This is a genomic window from Cypionkella psychrotolerans, assembly GCF_001294535.1.
GTDB classification, from domain to species: domain Bacteria; phylum Pseudomonadota; class Alphaproteobacteria; order Rhodobacterales; family Rhodobacteraceae; genus Cypionkella; species Cypionkella psychrotolerans.
The window spans coordinates 1-19813 of sequence record NZ_LGIC01000011.1; the positions used below are offsets into that span (position 1 = coordinate 1).

A 19813-nucleotide genomic window follows, 5' to 3' on the forward strand; every position below is an offset into this window, starting at 1 on the left:
ATCCAACGCAACAGCGCCTCGGGTTCGCGCGCCACCTGCGCCTCCTTCACGATCTTCCCATGCTCGCTGATCACGCAGATCGCGGTCTTCTCCAGCGACACATCCAGTCCGACAAACAGCTTCATCCCGCACTCCTGCCTGTGAATCCGATACGGGAATGGCGCCAGCTTGCCCGCGATTCTGCAACGGTAACGGGCGGGCCGCGACGCAGGCTCCGTTACGGCATCTCATTGCAGCAAAAATCGCAGGGCGCGCTGGATTTCGAAAAAGTCCGCGGCCGCAAAGGCAATGGCGCGCGGGCCGTGCGTATAGGCACCGGGATACCACGAAGCCCCAAAAGTATCGGTCGGATTGAGGAATTCTAGCACGATCTCATGGGGGCCAGACAGTTCCGGCACTCCACCCGCCTTGTTGCGCAGCGCCGCCTCGACACCGTCGCGGATAGCTGCGCGGGCACGAGCAGGGGCGACCAACAGTGCCGCACGGCCAAAGCCTTCCAGCGTGGCAAAAGTCGAGATGTTCGGCACTAGGGCACTTGCATCGGCACAAATATCGGCATCGCCAGAGAGGAAGGTCGACCGCACGCCATAGCGCGCTGCAACCAGCGCGTTTACGGTGAATTCCGATGCCGCCTCGCCATTCAGCAGCAAGCGCGAGATACGCAGCGTGGTGGTATGGGCCAGGGGATTTGCCTCGGAACCCGCCTTGGCGTGATAGCCGGTATAGATGGCGGCGGCGAAATCGGGGGCAAGGCCAAACATCATGGCATCGGGATGGCCCGACCAGCCGCGCATGATACGCACATAATCGGGCAGCTGATCGACGATCAGATTGCGACCGCTGTCATGGGCATCTTTCACAAGAATCTCGGTGGCACCTGCCGCCCTTGCGCCTTCGCAGGCGGCAACGACCTCGCCGGTCATCAAGGCGCGGAAGTCGGCATAATCGGCATGGCTGCATTCAGCCTCGTCCCAATGGGTGATGCCTGCGGTGCCTTCAATGTCGGCAGAGATGAAAACCTTCATCGCGCATTCTCCGTAACAGAGTTGGTGACCCAATCGGCCAACGAGGGATAGGCGCGACCATCGCGCCCCAAAGTGGCGGGTGCCGCGCAAAGCGCACTCAGCACTGCTTCTTGCGTGGTTTCAGTCGCCGCGCGGAAGGCCAGGTCGATCAGATCATCATCAAGACGGCGCACCGGTTGGAAGGGGCTGTCGGGCGCATGGGCCACCGGATCGGCGGTGGTAAAGGCGATGGAAAGATCGCCCGAACCATGGCCCCAGAAGGCACCAAGCCGGGCCAGACCAGCGCCAGCCCGGCGCGCAACGCGGGCCAACTGGCGATCCCCCAGCGGCAGATGAGTGGCCAGGATCACGATGATCGAGCCGCGTTCGGGCGGGGTCACCGTCTTGGGATCGGGACGGCGACCATCGGGCAGCACCAGATCGCCCGCGCGACCGAAATTCGCCAGCACCAAGGCCCCAAGGATAAATGTTTCGCCACCAATCTCGATGCGGCGCGAGGCTGTGCCAATCCCGGCTTTAAAGCCAAAGGCCGTCATGCCACTACCTGTGCCAACAGCGCCCTGAGCAACGGGGCCGGCAGCACAGGCCGCCAGCGCGGCATTCGCATCCGCCACGGTGACGCCAAATGCCTGAATATCGCTGATCGCACCGTCATTACATTCGCAGACCAGCGGATTGACGGTAGACGTCTCACGGCCGATGGCGGGATTGGCGGCGATGGCGCGGCGGATCAGCGCCTCGCTACAGGCGGCAACGCCAAAGGTATTGGTCAACAGGATCGGCGTTTCGATCTGGCCCAGTTCGGCCAGTTGCATCAGCCCGGCAGATTTGCCAAAACCGTTGACCACCTCGACCGCCGCCCGCACCTTTTGGCGAAAAAGATCGCCGCCATGCGGCAGGATCGCCGTCACCCCGGTCGCCAGCCCACCGCCCGTCAAGGTGCGATGACCGACCGTCACCCCCGGCACATCGGTGATTGCGTTCAGCGGGCCGGGGGGCAGAGCGTTTGGCCCTTCACTCCAAAGGCCATAGTCGCGGGCGGTGGTCATTGCAGGTCCCTCACAGGCGTCCAGCTTTGGTCAGGCTACGCAGGAAAGCCTGCGTGCGTTCACCCTGCGGATTGCCGAAAATCTCGGAGGGCGGTCCCTGTTCATAAACCGTTCCGGCCTGCAGGAAACAGATCCGGTTGAAACTTAGCGCGCAAAGCCCATTTCATGGGTGGCAAGGATCATGGTCATGCCACGTGCCGCCAGATCGCGCACGATGTCCAGCACTTCAGACACCAGTTCGGGGTCCAGCGCCGAGGTGATCTCATCCAAAAGCAGCAACATCGGATCCATCATCAGCGCCCGCACGATCGCCACGCGCTGCTGCTGGCCGCCGGACAGGCGATCAGGATAGGCGTCGGCCTTATGGGCCAGACCGATCCTCTCAAGAAAGACCATCGCCTTATCCTTGGCCTCATTCCGGTTCATGCCCAGCACCTGAATGGGGGCTAGAAGGGTGTTTTCCAGCACGGTCATATGCGGAAACAGATTATAGCCCTGAAACACAATGCCAATATGGCGGCGCAGCCGATCCAGATCGACACCCGGCCCGGTAATCCGATCGCCATGGATACGGATCTCGCCGGTCGAGATTTCCTCAAGCCGGTTGATGCAGCGCAAAAGCGTGAATTTGCCACATCCCGAGGGGCCGATCAGGCAGATCACCTCATGCTCGCTCACATCCTGCGACAGATCCGAGATCACCTCCCGGGTGCCGTAGTGCTTGGTAACGTGGTCGATTTCCAGCAATGCCATGGCTCAGCCTCCTGCCCGCATGCGCCGACGGTCACGATCCGACAGCCGATCCACAAGACGCGCCTGTGGGATTGTGATGGCGATGAACAGGATCGCCACCGTGGTCACCGCAGACAGATTGAAATTGTTCGCCGCGATGATCTTGGACTGGTTGAAGGCATCAATGGTGCCGATGATGGCAACCAGAGCGGTATCCTTCTGCAGGCTGATGCAATTGTTCATCAACGACGGGATGATGTTGCGAATGGCCAGCGGCACCACCACGAAACGCATGGTGCGCGCATGGCTCAGGCCCAGCGAACGCGCGGCAGCCACTTGGCTGTGATGCACGCCCTCAATCCCCGAGCGATAGACCTCAGAGGTATAGGCGCCATAAGTCAGCGTCAGCGCGATGATTGCATAAGAGGTTGAGGACAGATCCGACAGGAACGGCAGGTCGGTCAGCGGCAGGCCAAAGCCGATGAGGTAAATGGTGATGATGGCGGGCAGGCCGCGGAACAGATCGCCATAAACCACGGCCAGAAAGCGCAGCGGCCGACCAGCTTCGCCGGGCAGGGTCCGCGCAATCGCAACCAGCAGCGACCAGATCAGGATCAGCACTGCAAAAATGGCGAAGATCATCACGTTGGTGCCAAAGGCGCGCAGCACCTTGAGCGCGGAATCGCGGATCACCACCAGATCAAAGAAGGTGCGGCTGACGGCGGCGTCATTGACCACCATGAACCAGCCGGCTGCGGTCAGGATAAGCAGGGCAGCACTCCAGGACATCGCCTTCCAAGACCCCATCGAAGCCTCGGCACCAAGGGCGCGGGCGGCGTATTGATCAGCACTGCGCCCGGCGGCCAGCGATTTTGCAAAAGCGTGGCCCGCCATGATCAGCACAAGCGCCGCTGCGATCACCGTCAGCAGGCCCGGCGCGGTGGCCGCCAATGATGAAAAGCCCTGCGCCACGGCGAAATCGCCGATATGCTGAGCGGAGACGGCAACCGCCAGAAAAGTCAGGGCAGCGATGGCAAGGGTGAAACCCGCCCGGCTGCGGTGGGTCCGCGTGACAGAACGGGCGCGCCAAGCAGCGGCGCGCCCTTCCTCGTCCCGCGCCTCAGGAGCATGAGGCGCTGTCATAGGCTCAATACTTCCAGACCGGCACGTCAGCCGGGGTTTTGCCACCCCAACCTGGTGCAAGATATTCAGCTTCCAGCGCTTTCATCGTGCCATCAGCGATCATATCGGCGATGATCTTGTCGATCACCGGCTTGGCCGTCGAACCTTTAGGATAGACGCCGGCGGTTTCGCTGCCGGTGGTGAATTGGCCAATAACTTCAAGCTTGCCATGTGAGGCAGCCACTTGGCCCAGCACGATCGACAGATCGGTCATCACCACGTCGACATTGCCTGCAGCAACAGCCGTGAACATCGCGCCGGTGTCATCAAACACCGACAGATTGTCCGTCTTCAGATCGTCTTGCGCCCATTGCACCATCGTCGTGCCAGCCTGGGTGCCAAGCTTCTTGTCGCGCAGGTTTGCCGCAGTAACATCCGAACCCACTTTTGCAGCGAGGCCATACGAACCCACGGCATAGGGGGTCGAAAAATCGACGACTTTCTTGCGCGCGTCCTTCACGGTGATCAGCGCCAGTGCAATGTCAAAGTCTTTGTTCTGACCCGCGACAATGGAATCAAACGAGGCGTTCTTCAGCACAACCTTTTCAAGGCCAAGACGGTGGGCGATGTTCACGGCCATGCAGAATTCGCGGCCCGAGGTGACGGCTTCCGGCGTGTCGCCGTTGAATTCGTTCACTGCGGGCAGGTTGATGATGACGTTGAACTCGCCTGCAACGGCCGGCTCGATTTTATCGGTGCCAGCTTCGCCGAACAATTTGCAATCGCCATAGCCTTCTGTCGCAGCGGCGGGTAGGGCAAGGGCGATCAAGGCAGCGCTTGCGATGCCCAGAATGCTGATTTTGTTATTCATTGCTTCTCTCCTGTTGTTTTCTGATCAGTTAGGGACCGCCACAGCCACACCGACTGCGACGAGGTATTGGGTTTGCAAATCGCGGGTCAGCGGGCTGGGACGACCATCGCCGATCACGGCCTCACCGATCTTGACGACCGACATCACAAGACTTGAGGCCGAGGTGGCAAATGCCTCTACGGCGGCTTGCGCCTCACCAGAGGTGAAGGCGCGTTCTTCAACGGTCAGCCCATGCTTTTGGCACAGGGTCAGCAGTGCCTGACGGGTGCAGCCCGGTAGCACGGCATCCGAGTTGCCCCGCGTGACAATCTTGAGATCCGCAGTGACGATATAGGCGGTTGACGAGGCGCCCTCGGTGATCTTGCCGTCCTCGATCATCCAGACATCGCCATAACCGCGGTCCTTGGCGGCGCACTTGGCCAGAACCTGCCCCAGCAGCATCACGGTTTTGATGTCGCGGCGGGTCCAGCGCGGATCATCGGTCAGATCGACCGAGATGCCCTCGCGCTGTGCCTTGGTGTCCACCAGCGTTTTTTCCTGAGTAAAGCCAACCAGAACCGGCTTCAGCCCCTTGGAATAAAGGAAATCGCGATCCTCCTCGCCGCGCGAGACTTGCAGATAGACGGTGCCTTCCTGCAAGCCGTTCCGTGCGATCAATTGCAACTGCAACGCCTCAATCTCGGCGAGCGCCATGGGCAGCGGAATATCAAGCTGTGCCAGCGAGCGTTCCAGCCGCGCAAGATGCAAAAGCATTGTCAATCATGCGGCCGTTGATGACGGCGGTCACTTTATAGACCGCATCCCCGAACAGAAAGCCCCGGTCGAACAGGCCGACATGCGCCTGATCCTCAGGCACCAGCTTGCCTTGGCAATAAACAATTCGTTCCATAGGCCCCTCAGATCCAGCAGCTGGAGGTGATGCCGGGAAGCTGGAGGCAGGCTGCGACAGTGACCAATTCGGATTGTGCAGGATCTGATGCAAAATTTGCATAGCACTTTAGATTCATGGTATTACCGGGGTCGTATACTGCGGGATTTTTCCTGACTCCGATGAGGTCGCCTAAAAATGGAGCTAAAGTGGCTCGAAGATTTCGTCACTCTGGCCGATTGCTCCAGTTTTTCGCGTGCGGCAGAAATGCGAAATATCACGCAACCCGCCTTTAGCCGCAGAATCAAACAGTTGGAAACCTGACTGGGTGCCACCTTGATAACCCGTGCGACCATGCCAGCCGAGTTGACCCCTGCGGGTCAGCACTTTCTGCCCATCGCGCAAGAGGCAATCAGTACCTTTTACACCGCGCGCGAGACCCTGCGCCCCGTCGCGCAGGCCACTTTGCTGCGCTTTGCGGCGCTGCATACTCTGGTCATGACCTTCTTTCCCGATTGGCTTCAGCGGCTGAAGGCCGAAGGCATTGCCCTGCGCAGCTCACATATTCCCGATCGGGGTGGCATTGAAGCCAATCTGGCGGCGCTGATTGACGGTGATGCGGATTTTCTGCTGACCTACGCGCATAGCCGCGTACCGTTTCACCTCGATCATGGCCATTTTGACCATGTGACGGTAGGACTTGACCGATTGGTGCCGGTGGTCGCCCCCGAAGTGCATCTTCCGGGGCGAGGGCTGCTGGCGGGCTACGGGATACTGGATCGCGCCATCGATGAAGGCATCGCCCTGCCCTATCTGAGCTATGGCTATTCCTCGTTCTTTGGTGTGGCCTTGGGGCGGCTGTTTGCCGAATGCCCGCCGTTCCGTCGCCAGATCGCACATGAAAACACCATCAGCGCCGGATTGAAGACTTTGGCGCTGACCGGGACCGGGCTGTGCTGGTTGCCCGAAAGCCTGATCGGTGAGGAACTGGCTGCGGGCAGTCTGGTGCTGGCCAGCCAGTCAGAGCGCTGGACGTTGGCGCTGGAGATCCGGCTTTATCGCCACCGCGCCGCCAAAAGCCGTCCTATCGAGGCCCTGTGGCTGGCGGTGAACCGTATGGGGCAAGGTCACCGGGGGAATGTCTGACCGTAACCCATAAGACCATCGTCAATGGGCATTAGCAAAGTCAGATCGACGATCTGCTGCCGTGGAATTACGCCGCCAAGGTGTGACCGGAGCACCGCTTACGCAGCAAGATCGAAACCGCCAATCCAATCGATCATCACATTTTTTAGCCATTTATTAAGCCGCAGCCCACACCGATGATAGCGCCTCGGCCTGTTGCGGCACTACTTGGGGGCAATCCCTCCATCTCTAACTGGGTGCATTCGTAGAACTTACGCGGCCATTTTCAGTTTCTGTGCGGGTGTAATGCCGCCCATGCCCCGTTGCCCGGCAACGGTTTGCCTGCAAACCGTGAGTATCCGTATTGATCAAGCGTGGACCTTGGTCCATTCTTTGCGGTCCCGCAGGAGGGAATTTGCCATCACAAGAAGCTTGCGCATGATTGCTGCTATGGCCAGTTTCTTGCATTTTCCAGAGGCGACCAGTTGCTCATATTTGGCTTTCAAGTCCGGGTTGAAGCGTGTTGCAACTGCTGCGGGCAAATACAAGGACCGCCGCATTTCAGCGCGACCGCCGCGAATGTGCTCTCGCCCCTGCCACTTCCCCGATTGTCGTGACATAGGAGCCAGGCCCGCAAGTGACGCCGCCTGCTTGCCCGAAAGCTTCCCGAGTTCTGGCGTTTCTGTAAGCATCGCGCAGGCCGTCACCGTCGCAATCCCAGGAATGCTGGTCAGGATTTCTGCACTCTCTGACAGAGCGGCATCCTGCGCAATCACGCTTAGGATGGCGGCTTCGACCTGCGTAAGATCCTGTTCAATCTGTTTCAAACGTCGACAACACTGTGCTTTAAGCAAAGGGACGGTGGCTGTTTGTGCGCGTGCTTTTGCGGCGGTCCTATCTTTGATCAGAGACTGCCGAGCCGTCGCAAGATCTTTGAGATCATTCATATTCTTGCGCGAGGGCGCTCAGCCTCGAGATCAAGAAGCGCGCCCATCCGCGCCAAGAGAGCGGCGTCAACTTTGTCCGTCTTTGCCTGTTGCCCAACACCCTCGGCAAATCGACATGCCTGTTTAGGGTTAATGCGTGCAAAGGGCACGCCATGCGCAGCGAGTTGGGCTTGAAGCTGCCGGTCGTAGACACCTGTCGCCTCAAAAACCGTCAACGCGACCTTGGCTTTACATAGCCAGCGATGAAGTCGCCTGAGGCCCGGCTGATCGTTGCTGAAGACCTGATGCTACCGCCCCGACAGCCAGTATGCATCCAGAGTTGCCTTTGAAACATCCATGCCAACCGTATCCTGTATCAATTTCTCTTTACCTATTCTTGTCATGCGGGCCTCGCGCCCAAGTATGCGTTCAGGTTGAAAGAAATGGCGGAGCGATCTTACTCACGGACGGCCCAAAATAACCAAGAGGGGTGCGATCCACCCCGTCGATGCACAGCGAAGATGTGCTGCGCACTGGCCCCATTATCTCACGGTGACATCACAAATCATAAGACAAGAGGGATGTTCGGGCGGTCGTTGTTGTAAGTCCAGAGCCATTGGGTGGCGTCATCTTGGGCCTCATCGATGGTTTCGATGAGGTATTGATCCAGCCATTCATGCTGGACCGTGCGGTTATAGCGCTCGATATAGGCATTCGGCTGGGGCTGATCCTCAGCTTTGTCGTTCTGGCGGTGATGGTGCCGTTTCGCATCCTGAACTTCCCCACCTTACCGCCGAGGGCGCTTACCCGTTGGGCGGTTGCGTTTGCGGTGTGGCGCTGCTGGTGGGTGTTCCACCGCTTCCTGCCTTGCTGCTGGCGGCGGCGGCAGGTTTTCTTGCTGGCTGTGCCACGGCATTCATTCACCTCAAATTCCGCATCCACTCGCTGCTGACGGGAATTCCGATCACCACCATGCTATACAGCATCAAGCAACCAATCCGCCTAACAAAGTAGCCGACTGGCTGCGCCTAGAAAGATTCGCCCCGACGCAGGTTGGATATGGCCTTCTGCAGGCAGCCATGTTCGATCAGCTCGGCGACTGCCATATCTGCCGCCGCACCCACCGGCCCGCCCTGACGTCAGCATGGCGATGTTGTCGGGACGTTGGGACCCGGCGGTGAAGATGGAAAGTTAGGTTTCAGTCATCTTGGTCGTTGCGGGTTCCACCTTTCGGCCGTGGGTAGCAAGGAATGCGGTGATGCCCCACATGGGGCAATTGTGACCGGTCGCATGGGCCGCAATGACATAATCGCCGCCATCTTCGGTTTGCAGGTCAGGAATCTTGTGCCGCAAAGCGGTGGCGCTGTCGGAGGTTGGAAGGCGTTCGGGCGTACATTGATCAGAGTGGGCATCCTGTTCAATCTGGTGGCGCCGGGCAGGTTTAATTGGCAGGTTCGCCTACCTTCATGCACTCTCCGCTATCTTGTGCAGCAGGCTGACGAGGTCGATCAGTGTGCCAACATCGCCCAAGCCGATCTCTTCGGGGTGGGTGATGAAATGGTCGTAGATCCGGGTTTTCAGTCGCTCCGGCATCCCATCGATCTGAATCTTGGTGGTCAAGAAGGCGTCGAGGGCTTTGGATCTGTCGATGGTGCGGCAGGCGGCCATCGCAAGTCTCAGAAGGGAATTTTCATCGCCATGCTGCAATCAGAATAGTTCGCCCCCGGAGCACAACTAATTTATTACAAAGCAATTTCATAATCTTAGGAACGTTGATCGGCACCATGGGAGCTATGAGCGGTAGTTTTGCGTCGCAATACAGACGCCAATCTTGTTATTTGCGGTTCGAAATTGCGACGGATATCTCGGGATACGACCCTAGCCGCCCTGTCGCGATGTTCATCGGTTGCACTAGAAACCATCGAAGGAGGCGGTCTTGCCTTTCTTCCTGCGCATCGTCAGAGACGCCAAGGTGCAATGGGCCAGCAGGTTGTTCGCAACGCGGAAATTCCGGAGAGCTACCAGCGCCGACAGGGGCGCGTCGCCTAAGCAATCGGAAGAACATGTCCGTCCTCCGGCAGCCAGTAGACGAACAGGTCTTGGCCGGTGTTCATTGGCAGCTTGGCCAGTTCTTCATAGCCACTTTGGACCCGAAGTTCTGAACCATCGGCGGTTTCAAGATAGATCTTGGCCATGGCCCCGGTGAATTCCTCACCAACGACTTTTGCCCGAACCCAGTCGAATTCCGGCCCAGGCTCAACCGAGCTCAGATACGAACGGGTGTCGAGGACGACGAGTGTGGCTGTCGATTTTGGCCGAGTGCCCGACATATCACGCGGCAGGCGATATTGCCCGGTTGAGGTGCTCAAGGTGCCGTCTGCTGCAATCTGACCCGCAAAGATGTTGGAAGAGCCCAGAAATTCTGCCACGAAACGGGTACGTGGCGCACGGTAGATTTCCTGCGCAGAGCCGACCTGCTCGACCACGCCCTTGCTCATGATCACGACACGGTCTGCCATGGCAAAAGCCTCGGACTGGCTATGGGTGACGTAGACAAAGGTGATGCCCAACTCGCGTTGCAGGTTTTGCAGCACGGATTGCATCCGCACCTTAAGATGCGCATCCAAAGCCGACAGCGGCTCGTCCAGCAACAAAATTTCGGGCTCCACCACCAACGATCGCGCCAGCGCGACCCGCTGCCGCTGCCCGCCGGAAAGCTGTGAGATGTTGCGTTCGGCAAATTCAGAAATCTGCATCCGCTCCAGCCAGTTTCCCGCGCGTTTGCGACGTTCGGTGGCCCCGACACCGCGCATTTTCAGCGCAAATTCGACATTCTCTATCACATTCAGGAACGGGAACAGCGCAAGGCTTTGCCAGACCATCGGCGTGTCGCGCTTCCATGTTGGCAGATCGTTGATCGGCTTGCCTCCAAGTCGGATTTCACCTTCGCTTGGCGCCTCCAACCCGGCCAGCATCCGCAGCGTCGTGGTTTTCCCACAGCCGCTAGACCCCATGATGGCCAGAAATTCGCCTTTATGAATTTCAAGGTCCAACTTTTGGACGGCGACAAAGCCGCCAAACCGCTTGATAACCCCGTCGAAAGTGACCAGTGCGTTGCCTTGCATCGAAAGTCTCTCCTAGTCGTTCGACGCGGCAGGCGCATCTTTGGCGCGGCCGGTCAGAAGAAGTTGCGCGAAGATCACCAGCGTCATCGAGATGACGAAAACAAAGGTGCCGATCACATTGATACGCGGGCTGACTTGCCCCTGCAGGAAGCCAAGAACCTTGACAGGCAGGGTTTCATTCAGGCCCGAGACGAACCAAGCCACGGCGAATTCGTCAAAGGACACCGCCATGGTGATGAACAGGGCACCAAAGATAGCGGGTGCTGCAAAGGGGATGATGACATAGCGCATCGCCGCCCATTCCGACGCGCCAAGATTCCAGGCGGCTGCCTCCAGATCTGGGTCCATCTGCGACAGGCGCAGCCGGGTAATGGCCATCGCAAAGGGCGAGCAGATCACGATGTGCGCGATGATCACCGAGATGGATTGGCCCGACAGATTGATCCGCGACAAAAACGCCAGCATCGCAAGGCCTAGGATCACGACAGGGATGGTCGGCGGCAGCAGGGCCAGCGCCAGATAGGCGGTTTTGCCAAAGAACCGATAACGGAAGTCGGTGTAGGCCGCACCGAACCCTATGGCGGTTGACACAACCGCCACGATCAACCCCACAAACAACGTGTTGCGCAAGCCCGCCCAGACCAGCGGATCAGAGGCAACGGCAACATACCATTCGGTCGAGAATGACCCAAGTGGGATGGACGGAAAGCGGTCAGAGTTGAACGAGAACACAAAGCTGGCAGCAATCGGGGCGAAGACGAAAGCAAAGCTGAGCAGGATGTAGAACCGCAGCCCGAACTCCACAAACCTGTTGCGGTTAAAATCGTTCATTTCGTGCGCCCCTTATAGGCAAAGCCGACGGCTGCGAAGGCCACAGCCAGCAAGGTTCCAATCATGGTCAGGGCGATCACGGCGGCGCGCGGCCATTGCTGGCCCGACTTGGTGGTATCGGTGATAAGGATCGACAGTGTGGTTGGGTCGCCGCCGCCGAGATAGACTGGGCTGACAAAGTCGCCAAAGCTGAGGATGAAGCAAAACAGTGCCGCGATTACCAGACCAACCCGTGCCGAAGGAATAACCACGGCAAACACCGTGCGGATACGACCACAGCGCAGGTTGTGCGCGGCCTCGATCAGCGTGCGGTCAATGAAGATCAGGCTGAACAGTTGCAAAAGCACGACCAGCGGAAAGCTCAGGGTCAGATAGCCAATCATCGTGGCAAAGACAGTGTTCAGCAGCGGAAACGGCCCCATGCCGATTGACGCAAACAATCCATTGATAATGCCGTTGTCCGACAAAAATATCTGCCAGGAATAGACCCGCACCAGATAGCTGGTGAAAAACGGTATCACCATCAGGAAGATCGCCCATTGCCGCATCCGCGGTGATAGCTTGAAGGCGATGGCATAAGAGCAGGGAAAGGCAAGAACGCTGGTGATTGCGGCGGCGGCAGTCGCAAGGGCCAAGGTCAGCCCGTAAGACTGCCAAAACACCGACCGGCCGTACATCGTGACCCAGTTGATCGTATTGAAGTCAGCCTCCATCTTGAAATTCCTGACCGTCCAGAAACTGAGCGCGATCAGGAAAACCAGCGGGGCGACAAAGAAGAACAGCTGCCAGAGAAGCATGGGTAGAGAGAACGTTAGGCCGTAAAGAGAGACTGATCTCCGCATCGTCCATGTGCTCCGTTGGTTGAGTTGGGGGAAATCAGGTCGTGGATTCAAGGATAAACCGGCGGCGGCCTGATGCCGCCGCTGGTCAAAGGTTACGCGCCTTTGTATTCAGACCAGAAATCGTTCCACTCTTCCAAGCCTTGCTGGATAGGCAGCTGGCGGTACTGGATACGACCTTCGCGGATCATGTCCATCGCATTGGGCTGTCCAAGGACCATGTTCTGGCGCTTTGCCTCATCGGGATTCGTGCTGGCCAGTTCTTCCCAGCCCTTCTGGTTCGGAACCATGGCCGGATAAGCCGCCATCTGCGCGGACTTGGCCTGGCCTTTGGCAGAGGTGACATACTGGATCCATTTTTTCGCCAGATCCGCCTTGGTCGAACCCTTGCCGATCGAGAAAGATTCCGTCCATTGCAGGCCGCCCTCTTCCGGGATCACAGATTTGACCTTGGCGCCGTTCTTTTCCAGAACCCCTGTGATCCAGTCACCGATTCCGGCAAAGGCCAGCATCTGACCGTTTTCAAGTGATGAGAATGTGCCGCCGTAGTCGAAGAAACCGCCGACCTGCGGACGCAGGCTCATGGTTTTGGCCTTCACAGCCTCCCATGCGGCCGCGTCGATGTCATAGGGGGATTTGTTGCCCGAAAGCAGGCTCATCTGACCAAGGTTCGGTAGGTGCCAGTCGAAATGGCCCACTTTGCCCTTCAGCTTTTCGTTCCAGTAGACGTTATAGGTGGACGCCTCTTTCTCGGTCAGCGCATCGGTGTTGTACGCCACGCCAAGGAAGCCAAAGCGTGTGATGACCGAGTAAAGCGCGTCATCAACCCAATGGCCGGGGAATTTCTGGAATTCAGGGAAAAAGTCAGCAAAGGCATAGTCGGCGGGATCAAGCTGTTCGATAAAGCCTGCGGCGTTCAACTGCTGCACATATTCGGCATCAGACAGGATGACGTCATAGGTACCGACTGGGGATTGTGAAATCAGACCCAGCATGTTGTCACCACCGGTATAATATTTCGGCACGAACTTGACGTTGTTTTCGGCTTCAAACTCGGCAACCATGTCTGGCTCTGCGTGGCCATACCAAGCCAGCATCGTAAGCTCGGTCGTCGCCGCATTGGCACGGCGGCCAAGCATCGGCATCGCCAGCGCCGCAGCACCGGTTGCAAGCAGGGTGCGGCGAGTGAAACCTGCACTTGGGCGGATATTTCCTGTCATCAGTCTCTCCACTGTTATCGCACCTTTGCGGTGACGTATCCGCTGACGCTAGGTGAGGGCGTTGGATTTACAAAATCGGTTTTTGAAATCCAGAGATTTGCTTGACAAATACCACGCTTGCACTACCCCGCCGCAGCGGGCTGCGTTCTGGCATTGATACTGTCAAGATTGGCCACCAATTCGCTGATCAGTTTGATCCCCGCCTCGGTTTGGCGCGGGTGTTTGTAAAACAGCCCTACCCGCAACGGCTCCAGTGGCACCATCCCATCCGATTGATCGAGAACACGCATGCCTTTCAACAAGGTAGGCCGGGTTAGCGCGCTGACGCCAAGCCCATTCAGCACAGCATTTTGCAGCCCCGATATGCCCGGACCGGTATAGACGAACCGCCAACGCCGACCCGCGGCTTCCAGCGATTGGATCATCCGCGCCCGGTAGTCGCAGCCCTCAGGATGCGCCACGAGTGGGATCGGTCGATCAGGGTCGATCACAAAGGAATCCGCCGCAACCCAGATCGGATGCTCAACCCATGAGCGCGAAAGATAGGGCATACGCGGCGCGGGCATCATTGCGACGATGATATCCAACTCATCCGCGCTGAGCTGGCGCAAGATTTCGCGACTCAGATCGCAGTGAACTTCAAGGTTAACCTCTGGATGGATGCGGGTGAAATCGGTCAGGGCGTTTTGCAAAAACGCCACGGCGTAATCGCTTGGCAACCCGATGCGCAGCACGCCCGTCATCACGCGACGCCTGAAATAACTCATGGCTTCATCGTTGATCCGCACCATCTCGCGGGCATAGGCCAACAGCACTTCGCCGTCTGCGGTGGGCTGGATCGCCCTGCCCTTCTTGATCAACAAGGGCGCCCCGACCAACTCTTCCAACCGCCCCAACTGCAACGAGATCGCGGGCTGGCTGCGCCCCAGCATGGCCCCTGCCTTGGAGTGGCCGCCAAGTTCCACCACCGACACAAAGGTACGCAACAGGTCTGTCTGAAGATTGGTGATTCCGGCCATGTATTTGCCCTGCAAATGGCAGCATCAGAACAATATATTTTCCTTATAAGCACATGGCAATCTAATTTTGGCGCAGCCCGGTGTTCTACCGGAATCCATATAAGTAAAGCGAACCCATCATGCCCCCAAAGTCTGCCTTTGCCTCAGAACTGACCTGGCCGATTTATGATGCCGCGGTTCGGCCCGGCACCACGCCCATTCTGATCCCGCTGGGATCCATGGAACAGCACGGTCACCACATGCCGATGCATGTTGACGTTCTGCTGCCCACGGAATTTGCACGAAGGGCCGCCGTGGAGATCGGAGGTCTGGTCGCCCCGGCCTTTACCTATGGCTACAAATCGCACCAGAAATCTGGCGGCGGCAATCACATGCCCGGCACCGCCAGCCTTGATGGCGCAACGCTGATCGCGGCGCTGCGAGATGTGATCAAGGAGTTTGTCCGCCATGGTGCGCGGCAGATCTGTCTGGTGAATGGTCACTTTGAAAACTCGTGGTTCATTATCGAGGCGATCGACCTTGCCTTGCGCGAGTTGCGCTGGGACCGCATCGAGGACGTGAAGATCGTGGTGCTGTCCTATTGGGACTTTGTCGATCAGGACACGATCAACCGGCTTTATCCAACCGGCTTTCCCGGCTGGGACAAGGAACATGGTGGCGTTCTAGAAACTTCGCTGATGCTGGCGCTTTTTCCCGACCTTGTCAGCATGGAATGCGCGGTGCACCACGCCCCTGCAGTCTTTCCACCCTATGACGTTTATCCGGTCAAACCGGAGTGGGCCCCCGCAAGTGGAACGCTGTCGTCGCCCAAAGAGGCTTCGGCGGAAAAGGGCGAAATCCTGCTGGACGTATGCAGTGCAGGCATTAAGGCAGCCCTTCAGCGTGAATTCAACACTGGGGCGACATCGCCCGTACCATGATCGTCCAAAGATGGGCCGGGTCACCGGCCCATCTTTTTCTGCATTCGCGCTGGCTCTCGGTTATGGTGTGCCAGGATGATGTTGTGATCTGGCCCCAATGGAAAATTGGTGACCCTTTCCGCCCCGGCCTCGGTGACGATCATCACGTCGGTGTCGCGGTAGCCGCCCGCGCCCGGTGCGCCTTCGGGCACCATCAGCATCGGGTCCACGCAGATGACCATTCCCGGCAGCAACTCGGAAAAGCAATCCTTGCGGAGTGCCACATCCGGGTCACACCCAAGGCTGTTTGATTGCAAACCGGTTGTCTCGCCATAGCCCCCGGACCGATATTTCAGCAGATCCAATTGCCTGTCCAGATCGCTAAGTTCGCGCGCAATGTCGCTGCAGAGGGCGCCCGGCCTGATCAAATCCAACGCACGCCGATGCACGGTCAGATTCTTTTGCCAGATGCATAGGCTTGCCTTGTCAGCATGCTCGCAAAACAGCGTGCGTTGCAAAGTGCTGGAGTAACCAAAAAGCATCGGGCTACATGTCAGCGACAGCACCTCGCCCGCCTTGATCCTCTTGTCAGTGACCGGGTTGTGCGCGCCGTCGGTGTGAATGCCCGATTGGAAAAGGACATCAAATCCCGTCATCCCGGCCCCGGGAAAGGTCGCGGCAATCGCGCGATGCATTGCAGCAGCGGCAGCAATTCCAACTTCAAATTCCGCAATCCCCGGCGCAATCAGGCCCAGCGCCGCTGTCGCCGATTGCGCGGCAATCCGGGCCCCGGCGCGCAGCAGTTCATGTTCCTCGGCGGATTTGATGGCCTGCGTCCACATCGACGCCTGACCGATATCGACGAATTCCACCCCCGGCAGCGCAGCCTCTAGCTGGCGCAGAAATTTCGCCGAGACATGGTCCAATTCGATGGCCAGCCGCCCCACTTTTGGGGTCAACTGCCGAAGCGCATGAAAGAAATTGTCGCGTCGCCAGTCGGTGTAGCTGATGTTGGCATGAAACCCTTGGCGCCATGGCTGCCCGCCTTCGACGGCGGATGAGATCGTGGTGGCTGCTGTGGGGCTGACGACCATCCCACATTTCCGCCCAAAGCCGCTGCAAAACCAGCCAGAATAGTACGCGATGCCCTGGCTGGAAGTGAACAGCGCCGCATCGACAGTCTGCGCATCCATCCACCGCCGCACATCATCTTGCCGCCGCGCCATTTCCTGGTCCGAGAATGGCTGTAGGAGCTTGTCACCATTGTGCCATTCCATGACTTGCAACATGTCATGGGTCATTGGGTCGCGTCCCTTTCGGCCAGGTCAAACATAGCCACAAAGATAGGCATGTGGACCGTGTCAGGGAAATTTGTTGATCCAATGGTTGCATTTGCGCTGATTATTTCAGCGAAATGACGTCGCCGTCTCAGGCAGGCAAAGGTTGAGTTGCGTCAGAGGGGGAATTTGGCTTGGCCTGTACCCGACGCCAGACCTCAGGTGTTGTGCCACGCACGGACTTGAACACCCGGATTAGGTGCGAACCATCGACAAACCCGCAATCCTGCGCCACCTGCGTCACAGTACGAACGCTGTGTGACAACAGAAGCTCGGCATGGGCAATCCGGATCGCCATGCTCGCCTGCGACGGCGTCATTTTCAGCGCATCGGCAAAATGCCGTTCCAACCTGCGGCGGCTGATTTTCAAATGGTCCGCCAGGGCCGCGACGGTCAGCGGGGCCTCCAGCCTCTGCTGTATCGACAGCAGCGCCTTTCTGACCAGCGGATCAGAGGTGGAGAGTTCAAGCGGCAGTCCGGGTTGCGGACGCTCGGCCGCCATTGCCTCGTCGATCATCATGATCGAAAGGCTTTTCTTGGCTTAGGCACGGCCAATATGCCGGTCGACCAAAAACGCCGCCAACTGCGCTGAACTGGTTCCGCCCGAACACGTCAGCCGGTCACGGTCCACCACGAATATCTGATCTGAAACTGGGGTAATTCCTTCGAATTGTTCCAGAAAATCATTGTGGTGAAACCAGCTGACGCAGCAGCGATACCCGTGCAGCAGGCCTGCGCGATGCAGCACGAATGCTCCCGTGCAAACCCCGACCAACGGCACCCCTCCCTGCGCCGCACGGTGCAAGAACTCTGTATGGGCGGGTCCAGATACTCCAGTTCTTGCATCAGCCCGCCTACGACAACGATGCAGTCAAACCGCGCAGGGTCACCCAACCGCTCCTCTGGCTGAACCGCAATGCCACTGCTGGAAATCACAGGATCTGTCGTGGTGGAAAGCACCCGCCAGCCGCCTAGGATGGGGCGCGAGCCATCGCCCTCGTCCGCCGCAAGACGCAGCACATCAACGAAATTGGCAAAGGCGCAGAGTTAAAGCGGCGGGTCAGGATGAGCCCGACCCGCAGACGCGGCGCAAAAGGGGCGGTGGAGGGTGCCTACATGGTTTGGCCCCCAAAGGTGTGGCGCAAATACAACGTCATTTTGACGCATCCATACAGTGAAAAATCGCCGTACCTGCGATGATGCTGCATCCTGCCGAAATCACCCCCCGAAAGGCCCCGTGATGACCCATTTCTCTGCCCTGTCTCTGCTGAAAAATGCCCTGACCGGCAACAAGAACTGGACCGAGCAATGACCCGATGCGCAGCCCAAGAAGGAATATGACGTCATCATCGTGGGCGCGGGGGGCATGGCTTGGGGGCGGCATACTATCTGGCCGAGGAACACGGCATCACCAATGTCGCCGTGATCGAAAAGGGATGGCTGGGTGGCGGCAACACGGGCCGCACCACCACGATCATCCGCAGCAACTATCTCTATGACGAAAGCGCCAAGCTTTACGATCACGCGCTGGATCTGTGAGACAACCTGTCGACCGAATTGAACTACGACGTCATGTTCTCCAAGCGCGGCGTGATGATGCTGGCGCATAACATGCATGACGTGCAGTCATTTCAGCGTCACATCCATTCCAACCGGTTGAACGGCGTCGACAACCGCTGGCTTTCCACCGCCGAGGCCAAGGCGTTTTGCCCGCCGCTGAACGTGTTGCCCGATGCCCGTTATCCGGTGATGGGGGCGGCCTTGCAGATGCGCGCTGGCACTGCGCGGCACGACGCGGTGGCCTGGGGCTGTGCCCTGGCTGCGGCCAAGCGAGGAGTCGATATAATCCAGAACTGCCCGGTGATTTCGATCCGTCGCGGGGCGGATGGGTCGGTTGAAGGGGTGGGAACCGTCAAGGGCTTTATCCGCGCGAAAAAGGTCGCGGTGTCGGCGGCGGGGCATACATCCGTCATAATGCAAACAGCGGACGTGAAGATGCCGCTGGAAAGCTATCCGCCGCAGGCGCTGGTGTCTGAGCCGATCAAGCCGATTTTCCCCTGCGTTGTGATGTCGAACACCGTTCACGCCTATATCAGCCAGTCTGACAAGGGCGAGTTGGTGATCGGGTCGGGCACCGACCAATATGTCAGCTATTCCCAACGTGGAGGGCTGCCCCTGACCGAACATACCGTGGCCGCGATCTGCGAAGTGTTCCCGATCTTCAACCGCATGCGGATGCTACGCAAATGGGGCGGCATCGTTGATGTAACGCCCGACCGCTCGGCCATTCTGGGCAAGACGCCTGTCAAGAGGCTCTATGTCAATTGCGGCTGGGGCACCGGCGGGTTCAAGGCGACGCCGGGGGCGGCGCATCTGCTGGCCTGGACCGTGGCGAAAGACGAGCCGCACAAGCTGAACGCGCCCTTCACGCTGGAACGTTTCACCACGGGTAGGCTGATCGATGAAGCCGCCGCCGCCGTCGCGCATTAAGGAGATAACCATGCTTTTGATCCACGGCCCCTATTGCGATGACACCCTGCCCGAATTGGAATTCGCCTATGCAGGCGCGGCGCATATCGCGCGGCCCGCGGATCCAATGAGCCTCAGCGACGAGGAATGGCGCGATTTCCTGTATGTCCGGTCAAACCCGCGCGGTCTGCATGCCGAACGCTGGCGCTATATCCACGGCTGCGGGCGGTTCTTCAACGCCTCGCGCGACACGGTAGGCGACAAGTTCAGCGTGACATATAAGGCAGGCAAGCCGCGCCCCGATCTGGAAAAAGCTGTTCAGATGTCGAAATGAGCCCACTTCGTATGCAGGCCGG

Annotated in this window: 20 protein-coding genes and 5 pseudogenes; 6 read left to right on the forward strand and 19 right to left on the reverse strand. The window is 58.6% G+C overall.

Translation table 11 applies throughout. The features are described from left to right. From AKV04_RS27970 to AKV04_RS26870, 8 genes and pseudogenes are all read right to left on the reverse strand, one after another. Window positions 1-125 (reverse strand): annotated as a pseudogene (locus AKV04_RS27970) (IS110 family transposase); the annotation flags it as partial. A gap of 102 nt (window positions 126-227) precedes the next feature. After that, entirely contained in the window at window positions 228-1025 is a 798-nt protein-coding gene (locus AKV04_RS02975; protein WP_054005008.1) for a M55 family metallopeptidase, read from the reverse strand. Next, window positions 1022-2074, reverse strand: coding sequence for a DmpA family aminopeptidase (locus AKV04_RS02980; protein ID WP_054005009.1), 1053 nt, complete (start codon window positions 2072-2074; stop codon window positions 1022-1024). The genes AKV04_RS02975 and AKV04_RS02980 overlap by 4 nt, the downstream gene beginning before the upstream one ends. A gap of 10 nt (window positions 2075-2084) precedes the next feature. Then, a pseudogene (locus AKV04_RS02985) lies at window positions 2085-2827 on the reverse strand (amino acid ABC transporter ATP-binding protein). 3 nt (window positions 2828-2830) lie between these two features. Further along, window positions 2831-3949, reverse strand: a complete 1119-nt coding sequence (locus tag AKV04_RS02990) for an amino acid ABC transporter permease (RefSeq protein ID WP_054005010.1) — start codon at window positions 3947-3949, stop codon at window positions 2831-2833. Between the two features lie 4 nt (window positions 3950-3953). Continuing rightward, a complete protein-coding gene (locus AKV04_RS02995) occupies window positions 3954-4799 on the reverse strand; it encodes an ABC transporter substrate-binding protein (RefSeq protein WP_054005011.1) in 846 nt (281 codons plus the stop codon). Window positions 4800-4823: 24 nt separating this feature from the next. Continuing rightward, window positions 4824-5552, reverse strand: coding sequence for an aminotransferase class IV (locus AKV04_RS03000; protein ID WP_235815522.1), 729 nt, complete (start codon window positions 5550-5552; stop codon window positions 4824-4826). After that, window positions 5506-5688, reverse strand: coding sequence for a hypothetical protein (locus tag AKV04_RS26870; protein ID WP_235815523.1), 183 nt, complete (start codon window positions 5686-5688; stop codon window positions 5506-5508). The genes AKV04_RS03000 and AKV04_RS26870 overlap by 47 nt, the downstream gene beginning before the upstream one ends. Window positions 5689-5865: 177 nt before the next feature. On the opposite strand from AKV04_RS26870, the gene AKV04_RS27760 reads away from it, so the two are divergent. Together AKV04_RS27760 and AKV04_RS03005 are read left to right on the forward strand one after the other, a co-directional pair. After that, window positions 5866-5991, forward strand: coding sequence for a LysR family transcriptional regulator (locus AKV04_RS27760; RefSeq protein ID WP_202905556.1), 126 nt, complete (start codon window positions 5866-5868; stop codon window positions 5989-5991). Between the two features lie 12 nt (window positions 5992-6003). Continuing rightward, a complete protein-coding gene (locus AKV04_RS03005) occupies window positions 6004-6813 on the forward strand; it encodes a LysR family transcriptional regulator (protein ID WP_202905557.1) in 810 nt (269 codons plus the stop codon). 347 nt (window positions 6814-7160) lie between these two features. Here AKV04_RS03005 and AKV04_RS26875 read toward each other — a convergent pair whose 3' ends face one another. From AKV04_RS26875 to AKV04_RS25305, 3 genes and pseudogenes are all read right to left on the reverse strand, one after another. Then, window positions 7161-7739, reverse strand: a complete 579-nt coding sequence (locus tag AKV04_RS26875) for a transposase (RefSeq protein ID WP_235815524.1) — start codon at window positions 7737-7739, stop codon at window positions 7161-7163. Beyond that, window positions 7736-7957: pseudogene (locus AKV04_RS26880) on the reverse strand (IS110 family transposase); the annotation flags it as partial. The gene AKV04_RS26875 and the pseudogene AKV04_RS26880, both read right to left, overlap by 4 nt. A gap of 326 nt (window positions 7958-8283) precedes the next feature. Continuing rightward, window positions 8284-8445: pseudogene (locus AKV04_RS25305) on the reverse strand (integrase core domain-containing protein); the annotation flags it as partial. Window positions 8446-8996: 551 nt separating this feature from the next. Here AKV04_RS25305 and AKV04_RS27665 point away from each other — a divergent pair. After that, a complete protein-coding gene (locus AKV04_RS27665) occupies window positions 8997-9434 on the forward strand; it encodes a hypothetical protein (protein WP_156317327.1) in 438 nt (145 codons plus the stop codon). A gap of 329 nt (window positions 9435-9763) precedes the next feature. Here the strand turns inward: AKV04_RS27665 and AKV04_RS03030 are convergent, their stop codons facing one another. The 5 genes from AKV04_RS03030 to AKV04_RS03050 all read right to left on the reverse strand — a co-directional run bounded on the left by AKV04_RS03030 (window position 9764) and on the right by AKV04_RS03050 (window position 14752). After that, window positions 9764-10843 carry an ABC transporter ATP-binding protein gene (locus AKV04_RS03030; protein ID WP_054005015.1) on the reverse strand — a complete coding sequence of 360 codons (1080 nt, stop codon included), beginning with the start codon at window positions 10841-10843 and terminating at the stop codon, window positions 9764-9766. Between the two features lie 12 nt (window positions 10844-10855). Continuing rightward, on the reverse strand, window positions 10856-11674 hold the full coding sequence (locus AKV04_RS03035; RefSeq protein WP_054005016.1) for an ABC transporter permease: 819 nt from the start codon (window positions 11672-11674) through the stop codon (window positions 10856-10858). Continuing rightward, entirely contained in the window at window positions 11671-12516 is an 846-nt protein-coding gene (locus AKV04_RS03040; RefSeq protein WP_054005017.1) for an ABC transporter permease, read from the reverse strand. Before AKV04_RS03040 ends, AKV04_RS03035 begins: the two co-directional genes overlap by 4 nt. Before the next feature lie 92 nt (window positions 12517-12608). Continuing rightward, complete coding sequence (locus AKV04_RS03045) at window positions 12609-13733, reverse strand: polyamine ABC transporter substrate-binding protein (protein WP_082351498.1); 1125 nt, start codon at window positions 13731-13733, stop codon at window positions 12609-12611. Window positions 13734-13855: 122 nt separating this feature from the next. Then, the gene (locus AKV04_RS03050) at window positions 13856-14752 is read right to left on the reverse strand and encodes a LysR substrate-binding domain-containing protein (RefSeq protein ID WP_054005019.1); all 897 of its coding nucleotides are present in this window, start codon (window positions 14750-14752) and stop codon (window positions 13856-13858) included. Window positions 14753-14871: 119 nt separating this feature from the next. On the opposite strand from AKV04_RS03050, the gene AKV04_RS03055 reads away from it, so the two are divergent. Further along, on the forward strand, window positions 14872-15672 hold the full coding sequence (locus AKV04_RS03055; RefSeq protein ID WP_054005020.1) for a creatininase: 801 nt from the start codon (window positions 14872-14874) through the stop codon (window positions 15670-15672). A gap of 20 nt (window positions 15673-15692) precedes the next feature. Here the strand turns inward: AKV04_RS03055 and AKV04_RS03060 are convergent, their stop codons facing one another. The 3 genes from AKV04_RS03060 to AKV04_RS27675 all read right to left on the reverse strand — a co-directional run bounded on the left by AKV04_RS03060 (window position 15693) and on the right by AKV04_RS27675 (window position 17769). Next, window positions 15693-16952 (reverse strand): aminopeptidase P family protein, encoded by a 1260-nt coding sequence (locus AKV04_RS03060; RefSeq protein ID WP_054005021.1) that lies wholly within the window; start codon window positions 16950-16952, stop codon window positions 15693-15695. A gap of 127 nt (window positions 16953-17079) precedes the next feature. Continuing rightward, window positions 17080-17508 (reverse strand): helix-turn-helix domain-containing protein, encoded by a 429-nt coding sequence (locus AKV04_RS27670; protein WP_328287135.1) that lies wholly within the window; start codon window positions 17506-17508, stop codon window positions 17080-17082. A gap of 21 nt (window positions 17509-17529) precedes the next feature. Continuing rightward, a complete protein-coding gene (locus AKV04_RS27675; RefSeq protein ID WP_328287136.1) occupies window positions 17530-17769 on the reverse strand; it encodes a type 1 glutamine amidotransferase family protein in 240 nt (79 codons plus the stop codon). A 459-nt stretch (window positions 17770-18228) separates the two neighbouring features. On the opposite strand from AKV04_RS27675, the pseudogene AKV04_RS03070 reads away from it, so the two are divergent. Both AKV04_RS03070 and AKV04_RS03075 read left to right on the forward strand, forming a co-directional pair. Beyond that, a pseudogene (locus tag AKV04_RS03070) lies at window positions 18229-19478 on the forward strand (sarcosine oxidase subunit beta family protein). Window positions 19479-19488: 10 nt separating this feature from the next. Beyond that, window positions 19489-19791 carry a sarcosine oxidase subunit delta gene (locus AKV04_RS03075; protein ID WP_054005022.1) on the forward strand — a complete coding sequence of 101 codons (303 nt, stop codon included), beginning with the start codon at window positions 19489-19491 and terminating at the stop codon, window positions 19789-19791. Window positions 19792-19813: the final 22 nt, after the last annotated feature.

What these genes read in the sequence shown, in the direction of transcription:
- AKV04_RS03045 (WP_082351498.1), bottom strand. Translation starts at nt 13,733, where the DNA reads ATGACAGGAAATATCCGCCCAAGTGCAGGTTTCACTCGCCGCACCCTG.
- AKV04_RS27670 (WP_328287135.1), bottom strand. Translation starts at nt 17,508, where the DNA reads ATGATGATCGACGAGGCAATGGCGGCCGAGCGTCCGCAACCCGGACTG.
- AKV04_RS26875 (WP_235815524.1), bottom strand. Translation starts at nt 7,739, where the DNA reads ATGAATGATCTCAAAGATCTTGCGACGGCTCGGCAGTCTCTGATCAAA.
- AKV04_RS02980 (WP_054005009.1), bottom strand. Translation starts at nt 2,074, where the DNA reads ATGACCACCGCCCGCGACTATGGCCTTTGGAGTGAAGGGCCAAACGCT.
- AKV04_RS02975 (WP_054005008.1), bottom strand. Translation starts at nt 1,025, where the DNA reads ATGAAGGTTTTCATCTCTGCCGACATTGAAGGCACCGCAGGCATCACC.
- AKV04_RS03075 (WP_054005022.1), top strand. Translation starts at nt 19,489, where the DNA reads ATGCTTTTGATCCACGGCCCCTATTGCGATGACACCCTGCCCGAATTG.
- AKV04_RS27760 (WP_202905556.1), top strand. Translation starts at nt 5,866, where the DNA reads ATGGAGCTAAAGTGGCTCGAAGATTTCGTCACTCTGGCCGATTGCTCC.
- AKV04_RS03050 (WP_054005019.1), bottom strand. Translation starts at nt 14,752, where the DNA reads ATGGCCGGAATCACCAATCTTCAGACAGACCTGTTGCGTACCTTTGTG.
- AKV04_RS03055 (WP_054005020.1), top strand. Translation starts at nt 14,872, where the DNA reads ATGCCCCCAAAGTCTGCCTTTGCCTCAGAACTGACCTGGCCGATTTAT.
- AKV04_RS03035 (WP_054005016.1), bottom strand. Translation starts at nt 11,674, where the DNA reads ATGAACGATTTTAACCGCAACAGGTTTGTGGAGTTCGGGCTGCGGTTC.
- AKV04_RS02995 (WP_054005011.1), bottom strand. Translation starts at nt 4,799, where the DNA reads ATGAATAACAAAATCAGCATTCTGGGCATCGCAAGCGCTGCCTTGATC.
- AKV04_RS26870 (WP_235815523.1), bottom strand. Translation starts at nt 5,688, where the DNA reads ATGGAACGAATTGTTTATTGCCAAGGCAAGCTGGTGCCTGAGGATCAG.
- AKV04_RS03000 (WP_235815522.1), bottom strand. Translation starts at nt 5,552, where the DNA reads ATGCTTTTGCATCTTGCGCGGCTGGAACGCTCGCTGGCACAGCTTGAT.
- AKV04_RS03040 (WP_054005017.1), bottom strand. Translation starts at nt 12,516, where the DNA reads ATGCGGAGATCAGTCTCTCTTTACGGCCTAACGTTCTCTCTACCCATG.
- AKV04_RS03060 (WP_054005021.1), bottom strand. Translation starts at nt 16,952, where the DNA reads ATGACCCATGACATGTTGCAAGTCATGGAATGGCACAATGGTGACAAG.
- AKV04_RS02990 (WP_054005010.1), bottom strand. Translation starts at nt 3,949, where the DNA reads ATGACAGCGCCTCATGCTCCTGAGGCGCGGGACGAGGAAGGGCGCGCC.
- AKV04_RS03030 (WP_054005015.1), bottom strand. Translation starts at nt 10,843, where the DNA reads ATGCAAGGCAACGCACTGGTCACTTTCGACGGGGTTATCAAGCGGTTT.